The organism is Stenotrophomonas sp. SAM-B, assembly GCF_013387485.1.
Taxonomy (GTDB): Bacteria; Pseudomonadota; Gammaproteobacteria; order Xanthomonadales; family Xanthomonadaceae; genus Stenotrophomonas; species Stenotrophomonas maltophilia_AA.
On sequence record NZ_JABBXB010000004.1, the window covers coordinates 385,810 to 409,639 of the forward strand.

At 65.1% G+C, this 23,830-nt stretch carries 28 protein-coding genes and 1 tRNA gene; 19 read left to right on the forward strand and 10 right to left on the reverse strand.

Annotation, left to right across the window (positions count from 1 at the left end; translation table 11 throughout):
* Positions 1 to 45: 45 nt before the first annotated feature.
* On the forward strand, positions 46 to 1,212 hold the full coding sequence (locus HH110_RS11845; RefSeq protein WP_176989848.1) for a hypothetical protein: 1,167 nt from the start codon (positions 46 to 48) through the stop codon (positions 1,210 to 1,212).
* A gap of 140 nt (positions 1,213 to 1,352) precedes the next feature.
* Here the strand turns inward: HH110_RS11845 and HH110_RS11850 are convergent, their stop codons facing one another.
* The 6 genes from HH110_RS11850 to HH110_RS11875 form a co-directional block, all read right to left on the reverse strand.
* Positions 1,353 to 3,527, reverse strand: coding sequence for a YjbH domain-containing protein (locus tag HH110_RS11850; protein WP_176989849.1), 2,175 nt, complete (start codon positions 3,525 to 3,527; stop codon positions 1,353 to 1,355).
* An 11-nt stretch (positions 3,528 to 3,538) separates the two neighbouring features.
* Positions 3,539 to 4,309 carry a capsule biosynthesis GfcC family protein gene (locus tag HH110_RS11855; protein WP_176989850.1) on the reverse strand — a complete coding sequence of 257 codons (771 nt, stop codon included), beginning with the start codon at positions 4,307 to 4,309 and terminating at the stop codon, positions 3,539 to 3,541.
* Between the two features lie 3 nt (positions 4,310 to 4,312).
* Entirely contained in the window at positions 4,313 to 4,993 is a 681-nt protein-coding gene (locus HH110_RS11860; RefSeq protein ID WP_176989851.1) for a YjbF family lipoprotein, read from the reverse strand.
* A gap of 1 nt (position 4,994) precedes the next feature.
* Positions 4,995 to 6,104, reverse strand: coding sequence for a polysaccharide biosynthesis/export family protein (locus HH110_RS11865; protein WP_176989852.1), 1,110 nt, complete (start codon positions 6,102 to 6,104; stop codon positions 4,995 to 4,997).
* 82 nt (positions 6,105 to 6,186) lie between these two features.
* Positions 6,187 to 6,531 (reverse strand): hypothetical protein, encoded by a 345-nt coding sequence (locus tag HH110_RS11870; RefSeq protein WP_176989853.1) that lies wholly within the window; start codon positions 6,529 to 6,531, stop codon positions 6,187 to 6,189.
* A 99-nt stretch (positions 6,532 to 6,630) separates the two neighbouring features.
* Positions 6,631 to 7,191, reverse strand: coding sequence for a phosphatase PAP2 family protein (locus HH110_RS11875; RefSeq protein ID WP_176989854.1), 561 nt, complete (start codon positions 7,189 to 7,191; stop codon positions 6,631 to 6,633).
* A gap of 126 nt (positions 7,192 to 7,317) precedes the next feature.
* On the opposite strand from HH110_RS11875, the gene HH110_RS11880 reads away from it, so the two are divergent.
* The 3 genes from HH110_RS11880 to HH110_RS11890 all read left to right on the forward strand — a co-directional run bounded on the left by HH110_RS11880 (position 7,318) and on the right by HH110_RS11890 (position 9,305).
* Positions 7,318 to 7,394 (forward strand) — tRNA-Arg (locus tag HH110_RS11880).
* 396 nt (positions 7,395 to 7,790) lie between these two features.
* Positions 7,791 to 8,060, forward strand: a complete 270-nt coding sequence (locus HH110_RS11885) for a hypothetical protein (RefSeq protein ID WP_176989855.1) — start codon at positions 7,791 to 7,793, stop codon at positions 8,058 to 8,060.
* A 195-nt stretch (positions 8,061 to 8,255) separates the two neighbouring features.
* A complete protein-coding gene (locus HH110_RS11890) occupies positions 8,256 to 9,305 on the forward strand; it encodes an acyltransferase (protein WP_176989856.1) in 1,050 nt (349 codons plus the stop codon).
* Between the two features lie 550 nt (positions 9,306 to 9,855).
* On the opposite strand, the gene HH110_RS11895 is transcribed toward HH110_RS11890, so the two are convergent.
* Both HH110_RS11895 and HH110_RS11900 read right to left on the reverse strand, forming a co-directional pair.
* On the reverse strand, positions 9,856 to 10,320 hold the full coding sequence (locus tag HH110_RS11895; protein WP_176989857.1) for a hypothetical protein: 465 nt from the start codon (positions 10,318 to 10,320) through the stop codon (positions 9,856 to 9,858).
* Between the two features lie 257 nt (positions 10,321 to 10,577).
* The gene (locus HH110_RS11900) at positions 10,578 to 10,970 is read right to left on the reverse strand and encodes a hypothetical protein (protein WP_176989545.1); all 393 of its coding nucleotides are present in this window, start codon (positions 10,968 to 10,970) and stop codon (positions 10,578 to 10,580) included.
* A 156-nt stretch (positions 10,971 to 11,126) separates the two neighbouring features.
* Between HH110_RS11900 and HH110_RS11905 the strand changes: the two genes are divergently transcribed.
* The 10 genes from HH110_RS11905 to HH110_RS11950 all read left to right on the forward strand — a co-directional run bounded on the left by HH110_RS11905 (position 11,127) and on the right by HH110_RS11950 (position 17,666).
* Positions 11,127 to 11,615 (forward strand): DUF421 domain-containing protein, encoded by a 489-nt coding sequence (locus tag HH110_RS11905; RefSeq protein ID WP_176989858.1) that lies wholly within the window; start codon positions 11,127 to 11,129, stop codon positions 11,613 to 11,615.
* Between the two features lie 92 nt (positions 11,616 to 11,707).
* Positions 11,708 to 11,947 (forward strand): hypothetical protein, encoded by a 240-nt coding sequence (locus tag HH110_RS11910; protein ID WP_176989859.1) that lies wholly within the window; start codon positions 11,708 to 11,710, stop codon positions 11,945 to 11,947.
* A 186-nt stretch (positions 11,948 to 12,133) separates the two neighbouring features.
* Positions 12,134 to 13,297 carry a zinc-dependent alcohol dehydrogenase gene (locus HH110_RS11915; protein ID WP_176989860.1) on the forward strand — a complete coding sequence of 388 codons (1,164 nt, stop codon included), beginning with the start codon at positions 12,134 to 12,136 and terminating at the stop codon, positions 13,295 to 13,297.
* 1 nt (position 13,298) lies between these two features.
* Positions 13,299 to 14,291, forward strand: coding sequence for an acyl-CoA dehydrogenase (locus HH110_RS11920; protein WP_241696531.1), 993 nt, complete (start codon positions 13,299 to 13,301; stop codon positions 14,289 to 14,291).
* A gap of 23 nt (positions 14,292 to 14,314) precedes the next feature.
* Positions 14,315 to 15,037, forward strand: a complete 723-nt coding sequence (locus HH110_RS11925; protein ID WP_342589240.1) for a PIG-L family deacetylase — start codon at positions 14,315 to 14,317, stop codon at positions 15,035 to 15,037.
* A complete protein-coding gene (locus HH110_RS11930) occupies positions 15,034 to 15,621 on the forward strand; it encodes a class I SAM-dependent methyltransferase (RefSeq protein ID WP_176989861.1) in 588 nt (195 codons plus the stop codon). Before HH110_RS11925 ends, HH110_RS11930 begins: the two co-directional genes overlap by 4 nt.
* A complete protein-coding gene (locus HH110_RS11935; protein ID WP_176989862.1) occupies positions 15,618 to 16,331 on the forward strand; it encodes a glycosyltransferase family 2 protein in 714 nt (237 codons plus the stop codon). The genes HH110_RS11930 and HH110_RS11935 overlap by 4 nt, the downstream gene beginning before the upstream one ends.
* A complete protein-coding gene (locus tag HH110_RS11940; protein WP_176989863.1) occupies positions 16,331 to 16,600 on the forward strand; it encodes a PQ-loop domain-containing transporter in 270 nt (89 codons plus the stop codon). Before HH110_RS11935 ends, HH110_RS11940 begins: the two co-directional genes overlap by 1 nt.
* Before the next feature lie 169 nt (positions 16,601 to 16,769).
* Positions 16,770 to 17,219 (forward strand): PA2169 family four-helix-bundle protein, encoded by a 450-nt coding sequence (locus HH110_RS11945; RefSeq protein WP_019183020.1) that lies wholly within the window; start codon positions 16,770 to 16,772, stop codon positions 17,217 to 17,219.
* A gap of 159 nt (positions 17,220 to 17,378) precedes the next feature.
* Complete coding sequence (locus tag HH110_RS11950; RefSeq protein WP_046272599.1) at positions 17,379 to 17,666, forward strand: hypothetical protein; 288 nt, start codon at positions 17,379 to 17,381, stop codon at positions 17,664 to 17,666.
* Positions 17,667 to 17,720: 54 nt separating this feature from the next.
* On the opposite strand, the gene HH110_RS11955 is transcribed toward HH110_RS11950, so the two are convergent.
* On the reverse strand, positions 17,721 to 18,209 hold the full coding sequence (locus tag HH110_RS11955; RefSeq protein WP_176989864.1) for a GNAT family N-acetyltransferase: 489 nt from the start codon (positions 18,207 to 18,209) through the stop codon (positions 17,721 to 17,723).
* Between the two features lie 89 nt (positions 18,210 to 18,298).
* Here HH110_RS11955 and HH110_RS11960 point away from each other — a divergent pair, with 89 nt between their 5' ends.
* Together HH110_RS11960 and HH110_RS11965 are read left to right on the forward strand one after the other, a co-directional pair.
* Positions 18,299 to 18,988: an AraC family transcriptional regulator gene (locus tag HH110_RS11960; protein WP_176989865.1), complete on the forward strand. Its 690-nt coding sequence runs from the start codon at positions 18,299 to 18,301 to the stop codon at positions 18,986 to 18,988.
* Positions 18,989 to 19,054: 66 nt separating this feature from the next.
* Positions 19,055 to 20,002 (forward strand): DMT family transporter, encoded by a 948-nt coding sequence (locus HH110_RS11965; protein ID WP_176989866.1) that lies wholly within the window; start codon positions 19,055 to 19,057, stop codon positions 20,000 to 20,002.
* On the opposite strand, the gene HH110_RS19510 is transcribed toward HH110_RS11965, so the two are convergent.
* A complete protein-coding gene (locus tag HH110_RS19510; RefSeq protein WP_275135820.1) occupies positions 19,999 to 20,133 on the reverse strand; it encodes a hypothetical protein in 135 nt (44 codons plus the stop codon). The genes HH110_RS11965 and HH110_RS19510 overlap by 4 nt on opposite strands.
* Here HH110_RS19510 and HH110_RS19515 point away from each other — a divergent pair.
* From HH110_RS19515 to HH110_RS11975, 3 genes are all read left to right on the forward strand, one after another.
* Positions 20,132 to 20,260 (forward strand): hypothetical protein, encoded by a 129-nt coding sequence (locus HH110_RS19515; RefSeq protein WP_275135822.1) that lies wholly within the window; start codon positions 20,132 to 20,134, stop codon positions 20,258 to 20,260. The genes HH110_RS19510 and HH110_RS19515 overlap by 2 nt on opposite strands.
* 89 nt (positions 20,261 to 20,349) lie before the next feature.
* Positions 20,350 to 22,872 (forward strand): bifunctional aspartate kinase/homoserine dehydrogenase I, encoded by a 2,523-nt coding sequence (gene thrA, locus HH110_RS11970; RefSeq protein WP_176989867.1) that lies wholly within the window; start codon positions 20,350 to 20,352, stop codon positions 22,870 to 22,872.
* A complete protein-coding gene (locus HH110_RS11975; protein ID WP_176989868.1) occupies positions 22,869 to 23,801 on the forward strand; it encodes a homoserine kinase in 933 nt (310 codons plus the stop codon). Before thrA ends, HH110_RS11975 begins: the two co-directional genes overlap by 4 nt.
* Positions 23,802 to 23,830: the final 29 nt, after the last annotated feature.

Here is a 23,830-nt window from a genome sequence, read left to right on the forward strand (position 1 = left end):
CTGTTATGCCAGCCGCGTTGCTGAGCTTTATCCAGAGGGATATATATGCGTACGTTGAGGGCGCGCTGGTCGGCACGCGTATTCTTTTACTCTTTTCTGCTCATTGGACTGGTCGGTCTGTTCAGCCCGCTGTCCTACAACGCCCTTCCGGCAAATGCGATGTTTGAATGCGTGTTGCTGATATGTGCCGCACTGATCGCGAGGATTCCGAAGCGTTCGGTGATCGCGTTCTTCATCGGCTCCGTCCTCTATGTCGGCATATCGTATGTATTGATGCTGCTTTTCCAGCCGGCGCATATCCTCGATTTCGCTCAGGCCTACAAAGCCTTCTTCTACATTGCGCCGCTTTGTCTCTTCTTTGGTGCAAACGTGTTTTCGCGGTCATCCGCGGTGAAGCTGCTGAAGTGGCTGCTGGTGCTGTTCCTGGCCAAATACGCATACTCGATTGCGCTTGATCTCACCCCGCGCATGGGGAGCCGGCCTGGTTTGTACGTCGAGAACAACTTCGAACTGATCTTCCTGATGCTGATGTTCTACATCCTCCGCAATGATCTCGGCCGACGGATGGTTGTCTGGTTTGCGGTGCTGGTGGCGATCATCGGCCTGTCCGGCTCGCGTAGTTCGGTGCTGGCGTTGCTGGTGCTCTTCTATGGGGTGTTCCTGAACCGCCTGACCCTGCGAACGTTCTTCTACATGGCTGGCCTTCTTGCCCTAGGAGGCGTGGCAGTGGCAATTTTTGTCCTGCGTTCCGACGGGGGTGGCATCGAGTCCATCGATCGCTACAACTTCATGATGGTGTTCGTGGGCGAGGTGGCGCATTGGCCCGCGTGGAAGTTCCTGCTGGGCAGCATGCCACTGACGCCCCTGTCCAGTTATTCCTGCCAGAGCCTGTCTTACTATGAGGACCTGTTCAGTTTCTCCGGGGACGGTCGCTGTTATTCGGTAATCCTGCACTCCTACTTCCTGCGGGCGGTGTTCGATCACGGCATTCTCGGCCTGCTGTTCCTTCTCGCATTCATGGTGATAGCGCTGAAGAGGAGCGGCTATAGCCCCATCGAGGTCATGGTCTTCCTCGGTATCGTGTGCAGCTCGGCGTTGTCTGTTTCGGCGATGAACAGCGTGTTCGTCAGCCTGGCGCTCGCGCTTGCGATGGGCCTTCGCCGGCCGATGGAGACGCAGCCCGACGATACTAAACTCATGCAGAACGGGTAAACGGCGCGCGGGGGCTGCGAGACGCAGTGGTGCGAACGCCGGTCACTGTGCCGGCGCCCGCTTAAACGGTGCTTCGTGCAAAGGGTGCGCTGTTGTTGCGTAGCGCTGGGCCAGGGCGGGTTGCCCGCCCTGCGGCCGACTCAGTCGGCCGCCGACTTGATGTTGTCGTAGAAGAACCGCTCGTCCCGCTCGCCTGTCAGGTTGTACAGAGAGTATTTGCGATTGAGCATGGCGCCACCGTCGCGGATCAAAGGCGCCCAGTTAATCGTGGCCCTGGAACGCGTCGAACGGGGCAGCACCGTATCGAGCGGAATGCTGAAGTAGATGCCCTTGTCGAAGCTGCCCTCACCAAACTCGGCAGCCGACACGTTCGTCTTGGTCGCGTAAGCGCCCATGGTCATGCCATTGTCGAAGACACGAGCCAAGTTGAGCGTGGCGCCGTAGTCACCCGCAAGATAGCGACCGGCCGAGAGCGACCCGACAACGCGTTCCTTCGCGTCGAATGTGTAGTACAGCGTGGCATGACCGGTGGTGATGCTGTAATCACGCAGGCCGAAATGCTGATCATAGTCGCGCTGGCGCACGTAGTTCAGATTGCCACCCACCGCCCAGCGTTCGCCCATGGGGCGGTAGAGCACCTCGCCACCGACGCCCGCGTACATCCATTCCAGGTAGCCCGCGTAGGCCATGCCGTAGATGTCGCGTCCGAGTCTGCCTGCGACGTTGAACTGCAGGTTAGGCATCATCACGTCCGACGTCGTTGAGTATTGGCGCACGTCAGTGCGTACGCGTGGCAGGTTGCTGGGCGCGTCGAAACGGAACTTGTCGTAGTTATTGATGATGTCCGCGCTGACGGTGCCTGTCAGCCAGACATTGGGTTTGAAGAAAACGCTGCCGCTGAAGTTCGCCGCTACCTGGTAGAGGATGAAGCCGTCGGGCCCGCCGAGGTTCTGCCGGTAGCCGACGCTGTAACCGCCGCCCCACGGCTTCCTGGGCTGCGTGTAGAGCACCTCGCGTTCAACGTCGGCAGGCACGGAAACTTCGGTGCTGCGGCGAAGATCATCTTCGGTTGCACGCCCGTCCAGGTAGGATTCGAAGGTGTCTCGTTTCATCGACGTATCGATGATCGGCATCCCCAGTCGTGTCGTCCGGAAGGTGTACCAGTCGTAGTCGTCGCCCACGCCGTTGCCCAGAATGCGTGCGGCGCGCCCCATCCCTTTGGCGGTGTGGTAGTAGTTGGCCTGGTAGCCGTCGATATACAGTTCACTGCCGCGGCGCGAGATCTGCTCGATGCGAAGACCCGCGTTATGGCGCAGCTGGCGGGCGATGCTCTCCCAATCGGCTTCGGTACCATGCGCCTGCGCAGTTCCCGCCGGGGACTGCGGTCGTGCCTCTTCCTCAGCCTCTGTCTTTGCCGGGGCGCGTTGCTTCAGTCTGACCGGCGCAGGGTCGAACGGCTTCGCCGACGAAGCTGCCTGCCCCGGATTGCCGCGGAACGTCAGGGAGAACATGGCCGCATCGCCGCGTTCCCACGCTGCGGCCAGCTCGATGTTCCGGTTCGGAACATAGACCAGCCCCACGTTGATGGGCGTGGACTGATTCAGGTTGTTCCGGCGGGGCTCGCGCTTGTAGTCATTACCGTCGTACTCAACCTTGAGCAGAAGCGCGTCCCAGGGGGTCTGGTAGGTGATGCCGCCGAAGATGCCCACCGGCCCCTTGAACATGTTGCTGGCACCAAACTTGCCGGCGTCGTTGATGTTGCTGCCTGCGATAGGGCGGCGATCCTTGAAGCGGTCATCAATCGCGCCGAGGGGGTTGGAGAAGTCGCCGCGGTTACCGATGTAGCCGGTGGCCAGGCCGATGGAGGCATCCACCGGGCCAAAGTTCTTGCTGGCGACGAGATACTCGCTGGAGAAGAAGCCGGTGCCGCCCAAGTCACGCACACCGAAGGCAAGGTCGGGTGTCCAGCGCGTTTCCTGCCAGAGACGGACCTTGAAATCGATTGACTTGTCCTTGTAGTTTTGGTCGCCGCTTATATCGGTTGAGCCGTAGCGGATGTTGGAGACGTTGATGTAGCGGAACGCACCCTCCAGCCAGGGGAAGGGCTGCATGGTCAGGTTGTAGCGGCTGTACGGTGAGTTGTGCGAGGCCGTGAAGGCGATATCGCCATCGGCCGCCATCCGTGCGGTCGGCGTCTGTAGCAGCCCTATGCCACCCCATTCGCTCGCGGTGGCGGGTGGTGCTTCCTGTGCATGGAGGCTGGCCGACAGGGCCAGCGCAAGCATCGAGAATGCAAGCGTCGTCGGACGCGTCATCTTACTGCAGCTCACGGTGTCAGGGCCTGTGTTGCGATAAACGCAGCAAAATCGGTGTTGAACGACGGATCAATCCTGTTGATCTCGCGCTGGCGCAGGGGGACATAGATGACCCCGCCGGGCGCAACGGCCTGCGGGTCAGCGCGGTTCCAGAGCGCGATGCCAAGCCGCTGGATGATCATGTCGGGCTGGATGACAAACAGATCGTCGGTGTCGGCGGCCTTCGTGATGGGGCAATCGCGAAGATAGTCGCGTGCATCGCGTTCGGGTTGGTGTGGCAACTTGCAGGGAGCGCCGACCCCACCCATGACGGTGATCGTCGTTGGGCGGGCGGGAAAGTGCAGCCTGTCCCCGGGTGCCAGCACAGGGTCCGCCGCAGGTTGAACCTGCATCAGGCGTACATCTGTGGCTGCCAGCGGGACGCGCCCCGTGGCATTGCGTGCGTCGATCCACTGAAGAAGCTGTTCGGCGACCTTCGCTATCTCCGGACGTTTGTGGTCCTGCAGATCGGCAAGGTCATGCTCGATACCCGCACGCAGGCGCACCTGTTCAAGGCGATCGTGTTCGCGGAAGAAGGCGGCACCGGGCAGGTAGGCCTGAGTATCAGGTCGCGCGGCCGCAAGCAGGCTCGAAAGCCGAGCGCCTGCAGCGAGCGTGTAATCACCCGGCGCATGGACTTCTCCGTCGACACGGGCTATCAGAGATGCGGGGTGTGCTGTAGCCGTCCAGGCGGTGCACGCCCACACAAGCCCGGCCGCCAGGGCAAGGAAACGCAACTGCATGTCTCAGTCCTTCGATGTCCGGTAGGGCTTGAGCTGAATCAGCTCAACCTCATAATCCGGGCTCAGTTGTTGGCGGCTCTTCCAGATGAAGCCCGTCGCAGGATCGGCCCAGTAGATATTGTGGGCCCGCATGCCACCCTCTAGGCGTTCATCGAAACGAACCAGATCGCGCTTGCGGCCCAGGATATCCACCGATTCCAGTGGACCGCGTTCGACGGTGCCATGCGCCTGGACACCCATGCGGTAGCCGGGGATCCAGTCGTACTCACGTTGTACGCGCGCACTGCCTTGAATGCGTGCAAGGTTGCCGAAAGGCGAGGGGCCAACGATGCGCGAGTGGAGCTGGCGCCCACTGCCCGATGTGCCTGTCAGCAGTCCGTTTGCATCGAGCTTGAACACGGCATGGTTGCCGGCATACCAGGTCTGCTGCCCCTCGTCGACGAAGCCCAGCACGATGACAGCCGCTATATCAGGTGCCTTCAGCTGGGCCTGTGGATAGGGCGTGGCCGCCACCTGCGCCGGCGTCGCCTGTACCCGCCCCTGGAACAGCAGGCGGAACGAATCGCTGGTGGCGCGGCTGCCTGTGGTGCAGCTGGCGAGCAGCATCGTGCTGGCCAGAGCGATGCACGGCAAAAGCGCCATTGGCGCCCTGCGGCTCTGGGCATGCGCGTCAAAGAGTGCCATGTCAGTTGTTCCCGACTTCGCTCTCCGTGCGTGCCGCGGTATACAGGATGTTGCTGAACGGCAAGAGCTGGTTCACGAAGCGGTTCCAACGAGTCACGCCTGCGGCACCCACGAAGACCACATCGCCAGGCTGCAGCATGAACTGGCTGCCGACGGCGAAGGCGGTGGGAGAGCGGGCCTCAAGCTGAAACACGCGGGACGGTATCGTTTGCAAATCCTTGCTGCCGCGGATCACATAGACCGCATTGCCGTTGGATGTTTCCTGGGTCAGCCCGCGGGCGCGACCCAGCGCTTGGTTCAGCGACACGTCGCCCGTCCGGAAGCTGTAAGCGCCCGGCAGATTCACTTCGCCGACAACGAAGATTTCTTTGCGGTCCAGGTACGGAATGAAAATCGAATCGCCGTCCTTCAGGTAGAGCTGCCGGCCGCCATACTGCGTGGCGAGCGTCTCCAGGTTGACGGTGAAAGTGGCGCCGGCGCGGCTCAGTTTCACGCCCGACAGGTCGGCCTGAGTCGGGTTGAGGCCCGCCTGGCTGATCGCATCAGACAAGGTGAGGGGAGAGGTGCCCAGGGCAATGGGTGCGGAACGTTCCGCAGCGCCGGTCACCCACACGCGTTGGCTTCCGTAGTTCAGGATCGAGACGTCGACCTGGGGCGACTCGATGTACTGCGCCAGGCGGCGGCTGATCTCTTCGCGCAGTGCCATCGGCGTCTTGCCGCGGGCCTGCACTTTGCCAATGTAGGGGTAGAACAGGGCGCCGTCGCTCTGCACCAGACGGCCGGCAAGGTTGCCCTGCTGCTGGGACCCGGCGGGGACAGTCAGCTCCGGGTGGTCCCAGACGGTGATGTACAGGACGTCGCCCGTGCCGACGGTGTAATCGGCAGGCTGGTAATCGAACAGTTCAGGCGGAAGAACCTGCTCATCCTGCGTCGCGCGATCCATCGCGATGAGTTTAGGAGTGATGGTGACCATCTCCAACGTGCGATCATCGCTTTGCCGGTCGGCCGATACATCGCTGTGACGCAGGTGCTGTCCTGGCGCAAGCATGCAGCCGGACAGGGTGGCAGTCGCCAACAGGGCGACCGCAAGGCAGGTGAACTTCATGGTCATGTAGAGTCTGATTTTTCGGCGGGCATAAAAAACCCTCGCCAAGCATGGCCCGGCGAGGGCATGGATTCAGGCTTTGGCTAAATCAGCCGCCGGTGCCGCCGGTGCCACCCGTACCGCCAGTGCCACCCGTACCGCCGGTGCCACCCGTACCCGGGCCGCCCGGATCGGTGCCGCCATTGTTTCCACCATCGTCGTTCGAGCCGCTGGAGCTGTCACCCGCGATGCTGTAAAGCACGGCACCCGCAGCGATCACGCCCACGGTGGTGCCGGCGATGGCGGCGGTCGAGTAACCAGCAGCTTCGGTGCCAGCGACTTCAGAAGAGGTCGTGGTTTCGGTAGCAGCACCCGTCTGCTCAACCTGAGCGTCCTGGGCGAAAGCCGGGGAGGACAGACCTACCAGGGCGATTACGGCAAGCATCTTCTTCATAGAACGGGTTCTCCTACTCCGTTAGGGGGTAATTCATCCCTATGATCACGGTTGGGCGCTTTTGATGTCAAGCCGCGGCGTGATGAGGGAGACGTGGTCTCAGTGGGGCGGATGGCCTGTGACCAGTAGTAGCAGGGTGTGTGGACGCACATTCCAGAGAATGACCAGGCAGGTGCCTCCAACGGCCAGTGCGGCGGTGGCCCAGTACGGCCGATGAAAATCGGCAGGAACAGCACCACGCAGTGCCCACGCCGCTGCCAGCGCGCCCAACAGCCAGCCGGTGATGACTTCGGTCCAGGAGTGGGTATGCAGTGGCGGCCTCGATGCTGCTACGAGCGCGGCAAGTATCAGGCCCGATACCGCCCCCACACGTGGTCGCCGAGGGGTTGCGCTGGCCAACAGAACGGGCCAAACGGCGGCAGAAAATGCGGCATGTCCGCTGAAACCGGTGAACTGAGGTGTAGTCAATCCGATTCCCAGCCCCAGGAAGGCCAACTTGCTCGTCAGGACAGCGGCGCCGACCGCGCCAAGTCCCCATGACCATCGTCGATAGGGCGACGTTCCATCCAGGTAACCGAGCAGCATCAACGTGGCGGCCGCCGGAAGCAGTAATCGGCTGTCGCCAAGCAGGGAGAGAGCTCCCCAGAGGAAAGGATCCATGGACGGACTATGCTGCGGGTGGGTGTGGGCACGAAAGGATAGGGGAGAAGCAGTCCCTCTACGTGTACGGTGGCCATGCGGGATGGCCGCATAGGCGATCACGCTGTATCCTTCACACCTCTTCCAGGCCCCGTAGCTCAGCTGGATAGAGCGTCCCCCTCCTAAGGGGAAGGTCGCCCGTTCGAATCGGGCCGGGGTCACCAAAATCAAGGGCGTACCCTGGGGTACATGGGGGCGCAATGCTCTATTTCGCCACGTCCTGGGCCTCCTTTGGCACAGTTGGCACAGCGACGAATCTATGGCTGGCTCTTGCGCGGACTGGGTTGCTGCTGTTGGCGTCATCGCAGCCGCTGCTTCAAGGATCTCGATCGCTGTAATCGGTAGCCGTGAAACCAAGCGGCGGGCTGGAGATGGCGAGGACTTGGGGGTTGCGATGATTGCCCATCCCTTGATTGCGGATACGGAGATGGTCACTAGGATTTCCGGTGTGTGATTCATACGCTCGAAAACAGCGTGGCGGTGACGATCAGCTCGACGCGATGCGCCTTCAGCTACGCGAGTGGATTGACGCCCCGCAGAAGAATCCGTGTGCCTAACTAGTGCCTGCAGCATATGAATTCGTCGGGCAGCAGCGCAGCGACGTCCCCGAGACCATTGTCGACGCACTGATCGCCATCCTGCTGCTCAGTCGTGAAAACGGCGACGTCTTGGCCGCAGCAGTCTGTACTGAAGCCAATGAGAAGCTGCTGCTGGCCAGCTCGGCCGATCCCACGATCCTCACCAATGTTTCCACCGACATTGGCAGCCTGCTCAAGGCTTGGATGATCGGCACTGAACTACGCTATCGGAAATGCGGGGAAAGGCATTGAGAAAATGGTGGAGGCCGTGACAGTGATCTCTGCAGAATCTCCATCAAGAACAATCGGGCCGACGCCGCAATGGCGATTCGGTTGAAGATGCGCGCGGTCGTGACGTAGAGACGAACAATCGGAGGGTAGAACGTATCTCATGAGACTTTGATGACGATTGCGCCAATCGTGATATAAGACCGACCTTTAATTCGCTTGGGCAAAGTTGTGAGAAATCTCTACTGGGACGTATGGAAGGGTCTCGCGATTGTCGCGGTTGTCACCATACACGCGTGCGGTAGCGCACTCGTCTTCCCTGAGGGCAGTGCCAACAGTACTTTTGCAATTGTGCTGAGGCAGTTCATCAATTTTCCGGTGGCGCTTTTTGTCTTCCTCTCAGGCATGTTCGCTCTACATGGAACACCAGCCACCGCCTATCTGGCTGGTGTTAAAGCTAGGTTGAAGCGTCTGCTTGCTCCATATCTAGTGTGGGCGGCTGTGTACGCGTGTGCCAAGGTGCTGATGGGAAAGTTGGTAGTTGCAGATTTGCCTGAGATGCTCGTCACGGGCACGGTGACATCCGTCGGTTACTACGTGATTGTGATGTTGCAGATAGCCCTTCTTTCCCCGGCTCTCGAACGCCTGTCGTACGGCGCGCTCAAGTTGGCAATCCCGGTTTCCATCGTTGCGTCCTGCACGTTCACCTACGGTATCCGAGCTAGCGGCTTTGATGGCGCTTGGTCGCATTTCCCCTACAACGCGCTGCCATTTTTTCTGTGGCTGCCCTTCTATCTGGCTGGCTTGGTCTTTGGCCGGGGCGAGTTGGGTTCGTCGTTCGGCTACTGGCAGGCTTGGCTCGCGCTGGCGATTTTGTCTGCGGCGGTTTCAGTTGCTGAGGCATACATGTGGCTCCCTGGCGCTGTCGATCTCGCGATATCGCAGCTGAAGCTCTCGTCGATGATCACATCCCTGTGCGTGTGCGCTCTCGCGGTTGCGCTGGCCCGCACCTGGACCATTCTGAGTGGTTGGCGATGGGCGATGAGTTGGCTGGGGGCGCGCAGCTTCTACTTCTACCTGTCGCACATGCTCGTTCTTGGCGCTGTTCAGGGCGGGCTACGTCGAATCCCAGGCGTTGAAGCACTGCAACCAGCATTCGTGGGCGCAGCCGTGATCATCACCATCGTGATTTGCGCAGTCGGGGCGATTGCCTTCGAATATCTGGTTAAGGGCCGTCGGACTGCTTTGCGATGGGTGGGGATCGCCTGACAGCTATGTGGCGTCGGCACCCGTCGCCTACTTTGCCTCAGGCAACCTTGCTCCAGCGGAGCTGGCTGGTTGCCGCGCCGGTCCTCGCCACCCGGATGGCCCTCGTCGGCTGGGCGTAAGCCGGTCAAGGGGTGTGGGGCTCGGTATCTGCGTGAACTGTGGGCGGTTCAGGCATCAGCAGCGGATTCGCCTGGAGTCGGCACTGCGCGCTAGGCGCTCGTGAAGGCGGCGCCGCTATGGCGGCAGGCCGACGACCTCCATAACAGCCACGGCGGCGACTCTCGGCGACTCTCGGCGACGTGCCAGCGCGGGGCGGCTCGGCTGCGCGCAGAGCTCGTGGGCTTCGACGTCATCGCCAATCGGCTTCAGTATTTGACGGCGATCAGGCCGCCTCACCGCCTGCCCCCCACTGACCGCAGGCCACAAAGAAGTCATTGATCTGCGTAGGTTGCCAATGATCGCCGGTCCTGCCGAGTCCCAGATTCTTCAGGCGGGAAAGGCGCTCCGGCAAAGAACGCCGAGCTACTGCCGCGTCTTTGGATCCTACTTCTTACTGCCGTCGCTGCTTTTCCAGGGCCTCGCTCACACTCTTGGCCGCAAACGCTTTGTATTCCCTCGAGAATGCCGTCAGCTGCTCCAATCCGGCCGGTACGCCGACCATGCCTGGCCGCTGGGCGTACGCCTTCATGAAGGCGCAGTCATCCGGAAGCATTGACGAAAGCAGTTCGCTGTCGGCGATGCTTGGACTCCACATCGTCCCGTTCGCGGCCATCGGAAGGATGAACGTCATCTCCCCGGTGTAACCACCGAAACTGTTCTTGGAGTTCACGGTCCCACAGGCAACCTCTCCGTCGAACATCGGGAAGACGTCCGTGACGACGATCTTGGCGGAGTCGGGGTCCTTGAGGTGCTCTTTGAGCCCAGCTTCCACCCGTGCGATCTGCTTTTCGTGATCCGTCGGGCCGCACCCCGCAACCGTCAACACCATCGCAGCCAACAGTGCGCACTTCTTCATACCCATTCCTCCTTGAATTAGGGAGCGAATGGTAGCTGAGCAAATGGTGCATTTACAGGGCCGGGTGCTCCGGCCACCGCCTTTCGGCCACTAAGCTCACACCTTTCCTGGGCGCTCATAATCCTCAGGCGTCGCCCCATGCTCCGCCTCCGGCATGTCCTTCTCCTTCCACCGGGCGTCATCGTTCCTCAGCTTGTCCGCCGTGTGGCTCTTCTGCTGGTCGTCTTCTTTCGTAGCGGGCGATCGCGGTGCAGTAGTCATGACATGTCCTCGTTTGACCAGTGATCCAGCGTCTGTTTGCCGGCCGTGCCATGCTGGCCGAAGTTCGGCTGGGTAATGCCGTCGTCCTCTCGCACCCCGTCCGGCTCACCTTCACCGGCTTTGCCGCCCTTGCCATGGCCGTGCTGGTTGTAGCCGTCGTTCTCGGCCTTCAGGCGGTCGGCGTCCGGATCTTTCGCGTCCTTGTCGTCCTTCGGCGGCTTGGCCGCGACGAACGGCGAGATGGGATCACTTGCCGGGAAGGTCTCTTCCAGCGCTTCGTCGTGGTTCTCCGAGGTGCGCTTCCTGTCGACCTTGCCTTCCCCCGGCGGCAGGTTGTGCGTGGCGTGGGCGTCTTCGGTGGAGGCGGGCGGTGTCTTGTCGTGCTGCATGGCGTGGCTCCTGCGCGAACGGGTACGGCGGTTATGGCTCGACGCTAGCCCTGCGGCTGTTACGAAGGAGCGGGGGTGCCGTGAAGGGCGGGTGCTCCCACCGGCTTCACTTCGAAGTTCCTATCGTCCAGACCTCGCCACATGGAGGCTGCCGCGATGCATGAGATGTTCGAGTTGGGGATGGAATGGTGGGAGTTCGTGGTCCGCGCCGTCGCGGTGTATGTCGTGGTCCTGCTGCTGACGCGGATGAGTGGCAAGCGTTCGATGGGGCAGTCCACGCCCTTCGATATCCTGGTGATCGTGCTGCTGGGCACGGCGGTGCAGAACTCGCTGATCGGGGAGGACACCTCGCTGCCCGGCGGGCTCATTCTGGCCGCGACCCTGATTGGGCTGAACTGGTTCGTCGGGTTCGTCGGGGCGCGCAGCAAGCGACTCAACCAGATCGTGGAAGGCGTGCCGGTGGTGCTGGCGCGGCACGGCACGATCTACTGGGACCAGGTGAAGCGCTGCAATGTCAGCCCGGCCGATCTGGAGGTGGCGATGCGCGCCAATGGCTGCGAGGGCTTCGGGCAGGTCGAGCTGGCGGTGCTGGAAACCTCCGGCGAGATCACCGTGAACAAGCGCCGCTCCGAGGGAGATGACTGAGCCAAAGCGTTCGCCCGCCAGTATGGCCGTCGCTGGATGTTGACGGTACGCCGCGTAGCGTCGAGCGCAGCCCCTCAACAGGAACACGCGCGATGTACATGACACTGGACAGTGAAACGATGGCCTCATTCGATGAAGTGATCGCCCAGGTGCCGGCCCCGACCCCGGAGCCGGTGCCGCCCGCGCCGCCGGTGGAGGAACCCGGCCGTGGCGACCCGCCGGCACAGGACCCCCCGCAGGAAATTCCGCCGGAGGGTGATCCTGCGCCGGCGGCGCCGCCGCAGGAACTGCCGCCGGATCCAGAGGCGCCTTCGGCGCCCTCGGTGGAGTAAGCGACGGGCGGGGCACGGGCCGCGCCTGCAGAATGAATGATTCAGTCCTCACGCACTACGGAGCGCCATGCGTTCCGGTCCTGCCGCGCGGTGCACTGACCCGGATAGACACCCCGCACACGGTGCGGTCACGACGCTGCCACGCCGTACCACGTACCAAAGAGGTACCTGGACACGGAGTTTGCTATGCGCGCACTGACTTACCACGGCAGCAAGGATGTACGGGTTGATACCGTGCCGGATCCTGCGCTGGCCGCCCCGGACGACATCATCCTGCGCGTCACCGCCACAGCGATCTGCGGCTCGGACCTGCATCTGTACCGCGGGAAGATTCCCGATCTGCACACCGGCGACGTGCTCGGCCATGAATTCATGGGCGTGGTGGAGGAGGTCGGCGCGGGGGTGATGGACCTGCGTCCGGGCGACCGCGTGGTGATTCCCTTCGTGATCGCGTGCGGCGAATGCTTCCATTGCCGCCGGGCCGAGTTCGCGGCTTGTGAGACCACCAATACCGGCAAGGGCGCTGCCGTGAACCAGAAGGGCATCCGCCCGCCGGCGGCGCTGTTCGGTTACAGCCATCTTTACGGCGGCGTGTCGGGCGGGCAGGCGGAGTTCGTGCGCGTGCCGAAGGCCAACGTCGGGCCGCTACGTATTCCCGATGCGCTGTCCGATGAGCAGGTGCTGTTCCTGTCCGACATCCTGCCGACCGGTTACCAGGCCGCGATCAATGCCGGGGTGAAGCCCGGCTCCACGGTGGCGATCTTCGGTGCCGGTCCGGTCGGGCTGATGAGCGCGGCGTGCTGCCGCCTGCTGGGGGCGGAGACGATCTTCATGGTCGACCATCTGCCGTATCGCCTCGCCTTTGCGCAGCAGACCTACGGGGTCACCCCGATCGACTTCACCCAGGTCGAGGATCCTGCCGAGTACATCATCACCCAGACCAACGGACGCGGCGTCGACGCCACGATCGAGGCGGTGGGTTTCGAAGCGGAGGGCAGCGCGCTGGAATCGGCGCTCACCACGCTCAAGGTGGAAGGCAGCAGTGGCGTGGCGATCCGGCAGTGCATCGCAGCCACCCGTCGCGGCGGCACGGTGAGCATTCCCGGCGTGTATGCCGGCTTCATCCATGGTTTCCTGCTCGGCGATGCGTTCGACAAGGGCCTCACCTTCAAGATGGGCCAGACCCATGTGCAGAAGCTGATGCCGGAGCTGCTCGACCACATCGGCGAAGGCCGCTTGGACCCGGGCGTGATCGTGACGCATCGCCTGTCGCTCGAAGACGCGGTGCGTGGCTACGAAATCTTCGACCGCAAAGAGGAGGATTGCCGCAAGGTGATCCTGACGCCCTGACATGAGTGCCGTAGCTCCCGTTGCAGTACCGGCCGCTCCACAGCCGGTGACCGAGACCGATGACCTGCAGGCGCAGGCCCGCGCGTGGATCGAACATCAACCCTCGTTGCCGCGCCCCGGCAGCGGGGACACGCTGTTGCGCTGGCAGGCGCTGGCGCATATCGCGGCACGTGATCTGTGCCTGGCCAAGGTGCTGGAAGCACATTACGACGCACAGGCGATCCTGCAGGAACTAGACGCCACCACTCCCGACCGGGATCGGCTGGGAGCGGTATGGGCGGCCGAAGGGCCGGCAGCGACCCTACGCTTTGATCGGGCCAGCGGCACCCTCTCCGGTGACAAACCCTGGTGCTCCGGCGCCGGCTGGGTCGACCACGCATTGGTGACGGTGCGCGATGACGGGCGCTCGCGCCTGTTCCTGGCGCCGGTGCGCCGCGCCAGTGTGAGTTTCCTGCCGCAGACCTGGCAGGCGACAGGGATGGGGCGCGTGCCGAGTGGAACCGCGCGCTTCGATCAGGTGCCGGCCATCGAGGTCGGCGCGGCAGATGCCTACCTGCAGCGCCCCGGGTTCTGGCACGGCGGCGCAGGCATTGCCGCCTGCTGGTTCGGTGGTGCCAGTGCCTTGGCCGAGCCGCTGCTGCACAACGCGCGGGCCGATGAGCCGGGCACGGTGGCCGGCCTGCTGGGTGAGATCGATCTGGCGCTGTCGCCGTGCGCCTCACTGCTGCGCGAACTGGCCGCGCTGATCGATGCGCAGCCCGAGCTGCCTCACCAGAAGGAAATCGTGCGGGCGCGCAGCGCGGTTGAACGGGCTGCCACCCTGACCCTGGACCGGGTGGGGAGGGCGCTCGGTCCAGGGCCGATGTGCATGGATCCGGCCCACGCGCGGCGCTGGGCCGACCTGACCGTCTTCATCCGCCAGAGTCACGCTGACCGCGACTGGCAGCATCTCGGCAACCTGATGCACCGGGAGGGGCGTGCGTGGACGCTGTGAATCGTCAGATCGCAGGCGGCGGCGTGACTGAAGCGCAATGGTCGGCATCGCCCTGGTTGCAGACGCTGCCCGTTGGGTCGCCTGCGGCCTCGTTCGGCACTGCGCGGCGGCTGGTGGTGGTATCGCCGCATCCCGATGATGAAGTGCTGGCCTGCGGCGGGCTGATGGCGCTTGCCCACCAGAAGGGCCTGGGACTCGTGGTGGTTTCGGTGACCGACGGCGAGGCCTGCTATCCCGATCACCCTGCGTGGACGCCCGAACGGCTGCGCGCGGCCCGCGCCGCTGAACTGGATGAGGCGCTTCGTTGCCTGGGTCTGGCGAGTGCCGAGCGGCTCTCCTGGCACATCGACGACGGCGCGGTGACGGCCAGCGAAACGTGGATTGCCGAGCAGCTGGCGGACGTGCTGCAGGCCGATGATCTGGTGCTGGCGCCGTGGCGCTTCGACGGACATCCGGACCATGAAGCGGTCGCCCGCGCGTGTGTGCAGGCCTGCGCCACGCGAGGTGCGGCACTGAAGGAATATCCCGTCTGGGGGTGGCATTGGCTGGACCCGCAGGTGGCGCCGACGGCTTGGGTGCCGGCCACGCGCTATGTGCTGGATGACGCGATCGTGGCGCGCAAGCGCGACGCCATCCGGCAGTTCGTGAGCCAGACCGGCGCGGTGGAGGGGCTGGACTGCGACCCCATCCTGCCTGCCACGGTGCTGCAGCGGTTCGAACGGAATTACGAGGTGCTGATCGGATGAGCGATGTCGCCTACTTCAACGCGCTGTACCAGGAAGAGGATCCCTTTCAGTACCGCACCCGCTGGTACGAGCGTCGCAAGCGCGCGCTCACGTTGGCGAGCCTGCCGCGCGCGCGTTTTTCCCGGGGTTGGGAGCTGGGCTGCTCCAACGGCGTCCTGACGGCGGCCCTGGCCGAGCGCTGTGACCAGCTGCTCGCCACCGATCTGAGCGAAGGCGCGGTTGCCGCCGCGCGCGTGATGACGCGGGGCCACGCGCACGTCACCATCGAACAGGCACGACACCCGCAGTCATGGCCGGCCGGCAAGTTCGATCTGATCGTGCTCGGTGAGATGGGCTACTACCTGACCCCGGAAGACATGCAGCAGACCGCCGCGCAGGTGGTCACCTCGCTGGCGCCGCAGGGCGTGGTGGTCGCCTGCCATTGGCGCGTGCCGTTCGAACAGGCGCGGTGCAGCGCGGCGTTCGTGCACGCGCAGTTGGATGCCTGTCTGCCTCGCCTGTTTTCCTATCGTGACGAGGACATGCTGCTGGAGGGGTGGTCAGCCGACACCACGTCCGTCGCCGAGCGCGAGGGGCTGCGATGATTGCCGTGACCCTTCCCGCGCACAACGAAGAACAACTGATCGCTGCCTGCCTGCAGTCGCTGCAGGTGGCCGCCCTGCATCCGGCCCTGCGCGACGAGCCGGTGGTCATCGTGGTGGCGCTGGACCGCTGTACCGATGCGACCGGCTGGATCTGCCAGCGCATGGGAGTGGAGGTGGTCAGCGTGGAGGCGGGCTGCGTCGGCGTCGCCCGCGCGGCGGCCAGCGAGCGGGCGTTGGCGCTTGGCGCCCGCTGGATCGGCTGCACGGATGCGGACAGCGTGGTGCCGCCGGATTGGCTTGCGCGGCAACTTCGCTGCGGCGCGAGTGCGTTCTGCGGCGTGGTGGCGGTGGGCGACTGGCTGGACTATCCGCAGGCCGTGCGCGAGCAGTTCCTGCAGGGTGAGCATGCGGTGGACGGGCATCCGCACGTGCACGGCGCCAACATGGGCTTCAGCGCGGCGGCGTATCGGCAGTCAGGCGGCTTCGCGCCACTGGCGACCGGTGAGGACGTCGCGCTGATCCAGACCATGCAGGGCGCGGGCATGCGGGTCGCGCGCCTGGCCAGACCGCGGGTGATGACCAGCGCCCGCCGGCAGGCGCGTGCGCCGCATGGCTTCAGCGACTTCCTGCGTCGGCTGGAGCAGCGCGTTGCGCTGGCGACGGATGACGTGATGGGCGACGTCGCGCCGGCGTCGTTGCTGGCGCGCTGATGGAGCCGATCGACCTGCTCGGTTGGGCGGCGACCGCCGTGTTGATTGCCACGCTGTGGCGGCAGATCTGGAAGCAGTGGACGGCCGACGACGCGCAGGCGGTATCGACGTGGCTGTTCGTCGGCCAGATCACTGCGTCGGTGCTGTTCATCGCGTACAGCGCGGCCACCGGATCGATCGTGTTCGTGGTGACCAATTCGCTGATCCTGCTCACTGCGGTTGCGGGGCAATGCCTGTCATGGATGAAGCGGAGAAGGGCAGGGAAGTAACACGCATTTCGCACGCCGACGACGCGTCGTGCACATCGATCACGCAGTGCGTTGAGCTCTCTGAACACTGGTATTTCAGTGTCACGCCGACTTCATGGCCGATGCGGAAAAGTCGACTCACCCCGACAACAACACACGGGCCAAACCGGACCAACAGGAGTACATCGCAGTGAATACCGAATCGAAGACCGCGCATAACTTGAACGACCTGATCGAAATCGCCCGTGATGGCCAGGAGTTCTACACCGAGGCCGCAGGCAAGGTCGAAGATGCCGAGTTGGCGGCGCTCTTCACCCGTATTGCCGGTGTCAAGAATGAGATCGTCCGCTCGCTGAGCGCCACCGTTGTCGCCGCAGGCGGCAAGCCGGCCGACCATGGCACCTTCGTCGGTTCCATGCAGCAGTTCTACGGCAAGGTGCGCGCCACCCTGGGCGACAAGCAGTACGGCTACGTGGCCGAGCTGGAAGAATCCGAGGATCGCCTGCTGAAGGCGTTCAAGGACACCCTGACCGACGCCGACACCTCGCCCGCCGCGCGTCAGGAAGTGCAGCGTCTGCTGCCGCAGGTGCAGGAATGCCATGCGGTGATGCGCGACCGCAAGCACGCCATGAAGCACTGAGTTCCAGTCGCTTCCTGAAGCGCTACCAGAACAGCCCCGGCACTGCCGGGGCTGTTCGTTTGTGCCCGGCGACCCCGGCGTTGGCCAGGGCCCGCACGGCGCCGAACGGTGGTGCGGGAATTGGTGCATACTCGGGACAAAGAGCCGCTTGGATTTGTCATGGAACACATGCGTTGGCTGACGCTTCGTCTCAGCAACAATCAATCCATCGGCCCGAAGGTGCTGATGGACCTGTGGGCCAACGCGTGCGAGACCAATCAGTCCTCGGTGACCCGCGAAACGCTGCCCGGGAAATCGACCTCGTACGCGCTGCATGCACCGACGTCGCTGGCGTATCCCAAGCGCGCCGAGCTGCGCATGCGCAAGCTGCTGGAAGAAGCCGGTTACACCTTCACCCTCGGCTCGCTGGCCGACCGCCCGGCGCCGCAGCCGGTGCGCTTCCGCTGACGCCGTTCAACGGCGTCGCATTCATCCCTGCGGCCCGCGGCCGCCACCGCGCGTTCAGTCGACCGGATCGGCGGCCACGCTGCGGACCATGATCCGCACCGGCATCCCTGCGGCATGCGGCACGGACTCCAACGGGGCCCAGCCCAACCGGCGATACAGGCCGCCATCATCGGCTTCGGTCTGCAGGTAGATATCGCGCACGCCGAGCGCCCGGCCGCGCACCACCAGTTCAGCGATGACCTTCTCGGCCAAGCCGCGCCCGCGGTGCGCCGGATCGACATACACGCCGCCCAGCCAATGCAGGCGTTCGGGGCGTTCGGTGCGTTCATGGAACTTGAGCTGCGCGGCGGCGACGGGAACCTCACCGTCCAGCGCGATCAGCAGCAGCGGCAGCTCGTCGTCCTGCAGGAAGACCTCCAGCCGTTGCTGCTCATCCAACAGCGCCATTCCGGGAACATGGTGTCCCCATTCCTGGAAGTACCACCCGGCCACGAGTGGCAGCAGGTCGGGGCGATCACTCAGCGGAACGATGGTGCAGGCCACGGTAAACGCTCCATGTTGTACGGGTCGGCCGCCATGGTACGCGCATGCGCGGCTTGCGGTGCCCTTTGCCCTGCGCGCAGACTATCGACATGCCTGCCAGCGCCTGCCACCTGCGGTGTTACGGAACCTCCAGCGACGTGGACCGGCACGACTTTGCGCAATGGGTGCTGCCGCTGCGCGGAGACCTGGACGTTGAAGTCGATGCGTTTGGCGGCCGCCTGGATGTGCTGCAGGGGGCCTTCGTGGCGCCGGGCGAGGGACATGCGCAGACCGGTGATGGCGACCACCTGATGCTGATCGTCGACTGCCCGGCCGGGGTGATCGATGACGATACGCTCGACCACCTGCGCCGCCAGCGCTGGCTGGCCCTGCCCAAGGGGTTGCGGCAGCGCCTCACGGGTGCGGCGGAGCACGCCAACCACGATCTGCTGGCAGTCCTGTTGCAGCAGTACGCGCCCGCCGGCAGCGCAGCGCGGCTGCATGCGCTGTGCACCCGGCTGACGGCCAATCCAGGCGCGGACTGGAACGTGGCCCGCATGGCGGCGCTGGTCGGCATCAGCGGCAGTCGCCTGCACGCAGCCTTCGTGCAGGAGTTCGGGGTACCGCCGCAGGCCTGGCTCAGCGCCTGCCGGCTGCGCTGGGCCAAGCATCGGCTGCTCACCAGCACCGACAGCATCGCCACGATCGCACTGGATGCCGGGTATTCCGAGCACAGTGCACTGACCCGCGCCCTGCGCCGGGAAACCGGGCTGACCCCGCAGGCATTCCGGCGGCAGTAGCCTCGGTCAAGACGCCGCCGCCCGCGGCTCCTACACTGCGCGGCCAATGCACAAGCGCGAGCCACAATGAAACGATCGATGGGCGTGGGCATCGCCAATGGCATTGCCGCCGGCGCGCTGTGGGGCGTGGTGTTCCTGGCCCCGGCGATGCTGCACAGCTTCAACGCCGTGCAGCTCTCGGCCGGCCGGTACCTGGTCTATGGCCTGATTGCCGTGGTGCTGCTGGCACCGCACTGGCGGCAGCTCAAGGACCGGCTCGGCTGGCCCGAGTGGCGGGGCCTGTTGTGGCTCAGCCTGGCCGGCAACCTGGTCTATTTCCTGCTGCTGGCCAACGCGGTGCAGTGGGCCGGCGGTGCCGCCGCTTCGCTGATCGTCGGGTTGATTCCGGTGGTGGTGACCCTGGCCGGCGTGCGCGAGGAAGGCGCCGTGCCGCTGCGACGCCTTGCCCCTGCGCTGCTGCTTTGCCTGCTCGGCGTGGCGCTGGTGGGCTATGAGGCCTTGATGGCCGAACACGCTGAGGGCTCGCCCGGGCGAAGGCTGCTGGGCCTGCTGTGCGCGGTCGGTGCCTTGTTGTCCTGGGCGGTGTATTCGATCGGCAACAGCCGTTGGCTGGCCCGCCGCCCGGACCTGTCCGGGCACGACTGGTCGCTGCTGACCGGCATCACCACCGGCGGGCTCGCCCTGGTGCTGGTGCCCAGCGCCTTCGTGACCAGTACGACGGCGCATCCCCCCGGCGAGTGGCTGAACTTCTGGCTGATCAGCGCAGGCGTTGCCGTGGTGGCCTCGGTGCTCGGCAACGCGTGCTGGAACCGCGCCAGCCGCAACCTGCCGTTGACCCTGACCGGGCAGATGATCGTGTTCGAAACCCTGTTCGCGCTGCTCTATGGCTTTGCCTGGCAGCAGCGCTGGCCGACGCTGATGGAGACGGTGGCGATCATCTGCCTGGTGTCCGGCGTGCTGATGTGCGCGCATGCGCATCGGCCGCCCGCGGCGGTGGCCGAGCACGTTGGCTAGGGCAGCCGTTGTGCCGCCTGGATGGTGTCATTCGCAACTTGTTGGCCGACGATCAGTGCAGATGACGTGCGGCGATCTTTTGCGATGCAGCACTTGACAAGCAGGGCGGCGGCGTAGTTTTCTTGGCCCATGGTCATCACCGTCGCCCACGCCTACCTGCTCGTTCCCGCCTCCGCGGGCGGCCAGGCCGTGTTGACCGGTACCACCATCATTACCACCGCCACCACTCGCCCGGTGCGGCCCGTCGTCTTCGCGTAATTTCCGAAAACCACGGCCCCGCACCCAGATCAGGTGGCGGGGGAGACTCTCGAACCTGATATGACGCGGGGCCTCCCATCGAGGTCAGCATGTCTTCTGTCGCCGCTTCCGCTCCACCTTCCGCCCTGCCTGCCGTCTCCGTCGCGTCGCGGGCCGGCGTGGCCACCGTGGTCCACAAGTTCGGCGGCACCTCGGTCGCCGATGCCGAGCGCTATCGCCACGTGGCGCAGCTGCTGCTGGCGCGTGACGAGGCGATGCAGGTCACCGTGGTCTCGGCGATGAAGGGCGTCACCGATGCGCTGATCGCGGTGGCGACGCTGGCGGCCGACGATGGCTCGGCCTGGCGCGAGCAGTGGCATGCGCTGCGTGCGCGCCATCGCGGGGCGGCGGTGGCCCTGCTGGGGGAGCACGCCGGCGCGACGGTGGAGTGGCTGGATCAGCGCTTCGACGCGTTGGCCGAGGTGCTGGGCGCGCTGGCGGTGATCGGTGGCTTGCCCACCGAGGTGCTGGACCGCGTGCAGGGCATGGGCGAGGTGTATTCGGCGCAGCTGCTCGGGAAGTATCTGCAGACGCTGGGCGAAGACTGCGCGGTGCTGGATGCGCGCGATGTGCTGGTGATCGAGCGCGGTGAACTGGGCGTGGATGTGGACTGGGTGCGCAGCGCCGAACGCCTGGCCCAGTGGCGCCTGCAGCACCCGCAGGTGCGCATCGTGGCGACCGGCTTCGTCGCCCGCGACCGCCAGGACCGCATCACCACGCTCGGCCGCAACGGCAGCGACTATTCCGGTGCGATCTTCGCCGCGCTGTTCAACGCCGATGAGCTACACATCTGGACGGATGTGGACGGCGTACTCTCGGCCGATCCGCGGGTGGTGCCCGAGGCGGTCCAGCTGGAAGCGCTGAGTTACGACGAGGCCTGCGAGCTGGCGTACTTCGGCGCGAAGGTGGTGCACCCGCAGACGATGTCCCCGGCGATCGAGCGTGGCCTGCCGATCATCATCCGCAACACGTTCCATCCGGATCATCCGGGGACGCGCATCACCGCCGAGCGCACCGTCTCCGGCCCGATCAAGGGGCTGACCTTGAGCCCGGACCTGGCCGTGCTCAATCTGGAGGGCACCGGCCTGATCGGCGTGCCGGGCACGGCCGAGCGTGTGTTCGCGGCGCTGCGCAATGCGCATGTGTCGGTGGTGATGATCTCGCAGGGCTCCTCCGAGCATTCGATCTGCTGCGTGGTGAAACAGGCCGAGGCCGTGCGTGCGCGCGAGTCGCTGCTGCAGGCCTTCGCCCACGAGCTGAGCCTGGGCCAGGTGCAGCGCGTGCAGCTCACCGACAACGTCAGCGTGCTGGCCGCGGTGGGCGATGGCATGGCCGGGCAGCCCGGCGTGGCCGCGCGCCTGTTCGAATCGCTGGGCCGCGCACAGGTGAACATCCTGGCGATCGCGCAGGGCTCGTCCGAGCGGAACATCTCCGTGGCCGTGGACAGCCGTCACGCCACCAAGGCCCTGCGTGCGGCGCATGCAGGCTTCTGGCTGTCGCCGCAGACGTTCTCGGTCGGTGTGATCGGCCCGGGCAACGTCGGTGCAGCGCTGCTGGACCAGCTGCAGGCGGCGCAGGGGCAGTTGCTCGGCCGCGCCAACGTGGATCTACGCCTGCGCGCGGTCGCCTCGCGCACGCGGATGGTGCTGGACGAGCGCGGCCTGAAAGGCGACTGGCGCGCGGCGCTGTCCGGTCCTGCGCAGCCGAGCGATCTGGACGCATTCACCGAACACCTGCTCTCCGCCCACCTGCCGCACGCGCTGATCATCGACTGCAGCGGCAGTGCCGACGTGGCCGACCGCTATGCCGGCTGGCTGGCGGCGGGCATCCACGTGGTCACCCCGAACAAACAGGCCGGTGCGGGTCCGCTGGAGCGCTATCACGCGATCCGCGAGGCGGCCGCCGGCAGCGGCGCGCGTTTCCGTTACGAGGCCACGGTGGGTGCCGGCCTGCCGGTGATCACCACGCTGCGCGACCTGGTCGATACCGGCGATGAAGTGCTGGCGATCGACGGCATCTTCTCCGGCACGTTGGCGTGGCTGTTCAACAAGTATGACGGCCAGGTGCCGTTCTCCGAGCTGGTCAGCCAAGCGCGGGGCATGGGGTATACCGAGCCGGACCCGCGTGATGACCTGTCCGGCGTGGATGTGGCGCGCAAGCTGGTGATCCTGGCGCGTGAGGCGGGCCGTGAGCTCAGCCTGGAGCAGGTGCACGTGGAGAGCTTGGTGCCTGAAGCACTGCGCCAGGCCAGCGTGGACGATTTCATGGCCGGCCTGCCGCAGATCGATGCGGTGTTCGCCGAGCGCCTGGCAGTCGCCAAAGCGGACGGCGCGGTGCTGCGCTATGTGGCGCGCCTGACGCCGGACGGCGCTGAAGTCGGCCTGGTCGCGCTGCCGGCCGGGCATGCCTTCGCCAACCTGCGCCTGACCGACAACGTGGTGCAGTTCACCACGCGCCGCTACTGCGACAACCCGCTGGTGGTGCAGGGCCCGGGCGCCGGGCCGGAGGTCACCGCCGCCGGCGTGTTCGCCGATGTGCTGCGCGTGGCGGTGGGCGAAGGAGCACGCCTGTGAGTGACGGCAGCATCGTTGAAGCACGTGCGTTCGCGCCGGCCTCGGTCGGCAATGTGGGGGTGGGATTCGACATCCTCGGCCACGCCATCGAGGGCGTCGGCGATACGGTGACGGTGCGGCGTATCGCGGAGCCCGTGGTACGCATCCACGCGATCCGCGGCACCACGGTGGATCTGCCGCGGGTGGCCGAGGACAACACCGCCGGCGCTGCGCTGATCGCGCTGCGCGCTGCGCTGGATCTGCCGTTTGGATTCGAGCTGGAGATCGACAAGGGCATCGCGCTGGGCTCGGGGATGGGCGGCTCGGCGGCCTCGTGCGTGGCGGCGCTGGTCGCGGCCAATGCGCTGTTGCCGAAGCCGTTGACGCGTGAGGCGTTGTATCCGTTCGCGTTGACTGGCGAGGCGGTGGCCAGTGGTGGCCGCCATGGCGACAACCTCGGCCCGATGCTGCTGGGTGGCTTGGTCTTGAGTACCGCCGATCGCCTGGTGCCGGTGCCTGTCCCGGCGGCGTGGCACAGCCTGCTGGTGCATCCGGATGCGGTGCTGGAGACGCGCCGCGCACGCGCCGCGCTGCAGGGCCATTACGCCCTGGGCGAATTTGTTGCGCAGAGCGCGAATCTGGCGCTGGTGCTCAGTGGCTGCTACACCGCCGATGCCTCGCTGGTCCGCGCCGGCCTGCGTGACGTACTGATCGAACCGCGTCGGGCCGGTCTGATCGCCGGGTTCGCCGCCGCGCGCGATGCGGCACTGGATGCCGGGGCGATGGGCGCCAGCATTTCGGGCGCGGGGCCGAGCGTGTTTGCCTGGTTCGAGCGGCGTGACGCTGCGCTTGCTGCGCAGGGCGCGGTCCAGCACGCGTTCGCGGACGCAGGCTTCGCGAGTCAGGGCTGGGTGTCGCCCCTGAACGCTCCCGCTGCACGCCTGCTCTGACGCCTCCACTCTTTCTACGTTGGGATATC

Excerpts from the sequence above, each read along its gene's own strand:
- HH110_RS11845 (WP_176989848.1), top strand. The coding sequence starts at position 46 with ATGCGTACGTTGAGGGCGCGCTGGTCGGCACGCGTATTCTTTTACTCT.
- HH110_RS11850 (WP_176989849.1), bottom strand. The coding sequence starts at position 3,527 with ATGACGCGTCCGACGACGCTTGCATTCTCGATGCTTGCGCTGGCCCTG.
- HH110_RS11855 (WP_176989850.1), bottom strand. The coding sequence starts at position 4,309 with ATGCAGTTGCGTTTCCTTGCCCTGGCGGCCGGGCTTGTGTGGGCGTGC.
- HH110_RS11860 (WP_176989851.1), bottom strand. The coding sequence starts at position 4,993 with ATGGCACTCTTTGACGCGCATGCCCAGAGCCGCAGGGCGCCAATGGCG.
- HH110_RS11865 (WP_176989852.1), bottom strand. The coding sequence starts at position 6,104 with ATGACCATGAAGTTCACCTGCCTTGCGGTCGCCCTGTTGGCGACTGCC.
- HH110_RS11870 (WP_176989853.1), bottom strand. The coding sequence starts at position 6,531 with ATGAAGAAGATGCTTGCCGTAATCGCCCTGGTAGGTCTGTCCTCCCCG.
- HH110_RS11875 (WP_176989854.1), bottom strand. The coding sequence starts at position 7,191 with ATGGATCCTTTCCTCTGGGGAGCTCTCTCCCTGCTTGGCGACAGCCGA.
- HH110_RS11895 (WP_176989857.1), bottom strand. The coding sequence starts at position 10,320 with ATGAAGAAGTGCGCACTGTTGGCTGCGATGGTGTTGACGGTTGCGGGG.
- HH110_RS11900 (WP_176989545.1), bottom strand. The coding sequence starts at position 10,970 with ATGCAGCACGACAAGACACCGCCCGCCTCCACCGAAGACGCCCACGCC.
- HH110_RS11905 (WP_176989858.1), top strand. The coding sequence starts at position 11,127 with ATGCATGAGATGTTCGAGTTGGGGATGGAATGGTGGGAGTTCGTGGTC.
- HH110_RS11910 (WP_176989859.1), top strand. The coding sequence starts at position 11,708 with ATGTACATGACACTGGACAGTGAAACGATGGCCTCATTCGATGAAGTG.
- HH110_RS11915 (WP_176989860.1), top strand. The coding sequence starts at position 12,134 with ATGCGCGCACTGACTTACCACGGCAGCAAGGATGTACGGGTTGATACC.
- HH110_RS11920 (WP_241696531.1), top strand. The coding sequence starts at position 13,299 with ATGAGTGCCGTAGCTCCCGTTGCAGTACCGGCCGCTCCACAGCCGGTG.
- HH110_RS11930 (WP_176989861.1), top strand. The coding sequence starts at position 15,034 with ATGAGCGATGTCGCCTACTTCAACGCGCTGTACCAGGAAGAGGATCCC.
- HH110_RS11935 (WP_176989862.1), top strand. The coding sequence starts at position 15,618 with ATGATTGCCGTGACCCTTCCCGCGCACAACGAAGAACAACTGATCGCT.
- HH110_RS11940 (WP_176989863.1), top strand. The coding sequence starts at position 16,331 with ATGGAGCCGATCGACCTGCTCGGTTGGGCGGCGACCGCCGTGTTGATT.
- HH110_RS11950 (WP_046272599.1), top strand. The coding sequence starts at position 17,379 with ATGGAACACATGCGTTGGCTGACGCTTCGTCTCAGCAACAATCAATCC.
- HH110_RS11960 (WP_176989865.1), top strand. The coding sequence starts at position 18,299 with ATGCCTGCCAGCGCCTGCCACCTGCGGTGTTACGGAACCTCCAGCGAC.
- HH110_RS11965 (WP_176989866.1), top strand. The coding sequence starts at position 19,055 with ATGAAACGATCGATGGGCGTGGGCATCGCCAATGGCATTGCCGCCGGC.
- HH110_RS19515 (WP_275135822.1), top strand. The coding sequence starts at position 20,132 with ATGGTCATCACCGTCGCCCACGCCTACCTGCTCGTTCCCGCCTCCGCG.
- HH110_RS19510 (WP_275135820.1), bottom strand. The coding sequence starts at position 20,133 with ATGGGCCAAGAAAACTACGCCGCCGCCCTGCTTGTCAAGTGCTGCATC.
- thrA (WP_176989867.1), top strand. The coding sequence starts at position 20,350 with ATGTCTTCTGTCGCCGCTTCCGCTCCACCTTCCGCCCTGCCTGCCGTC.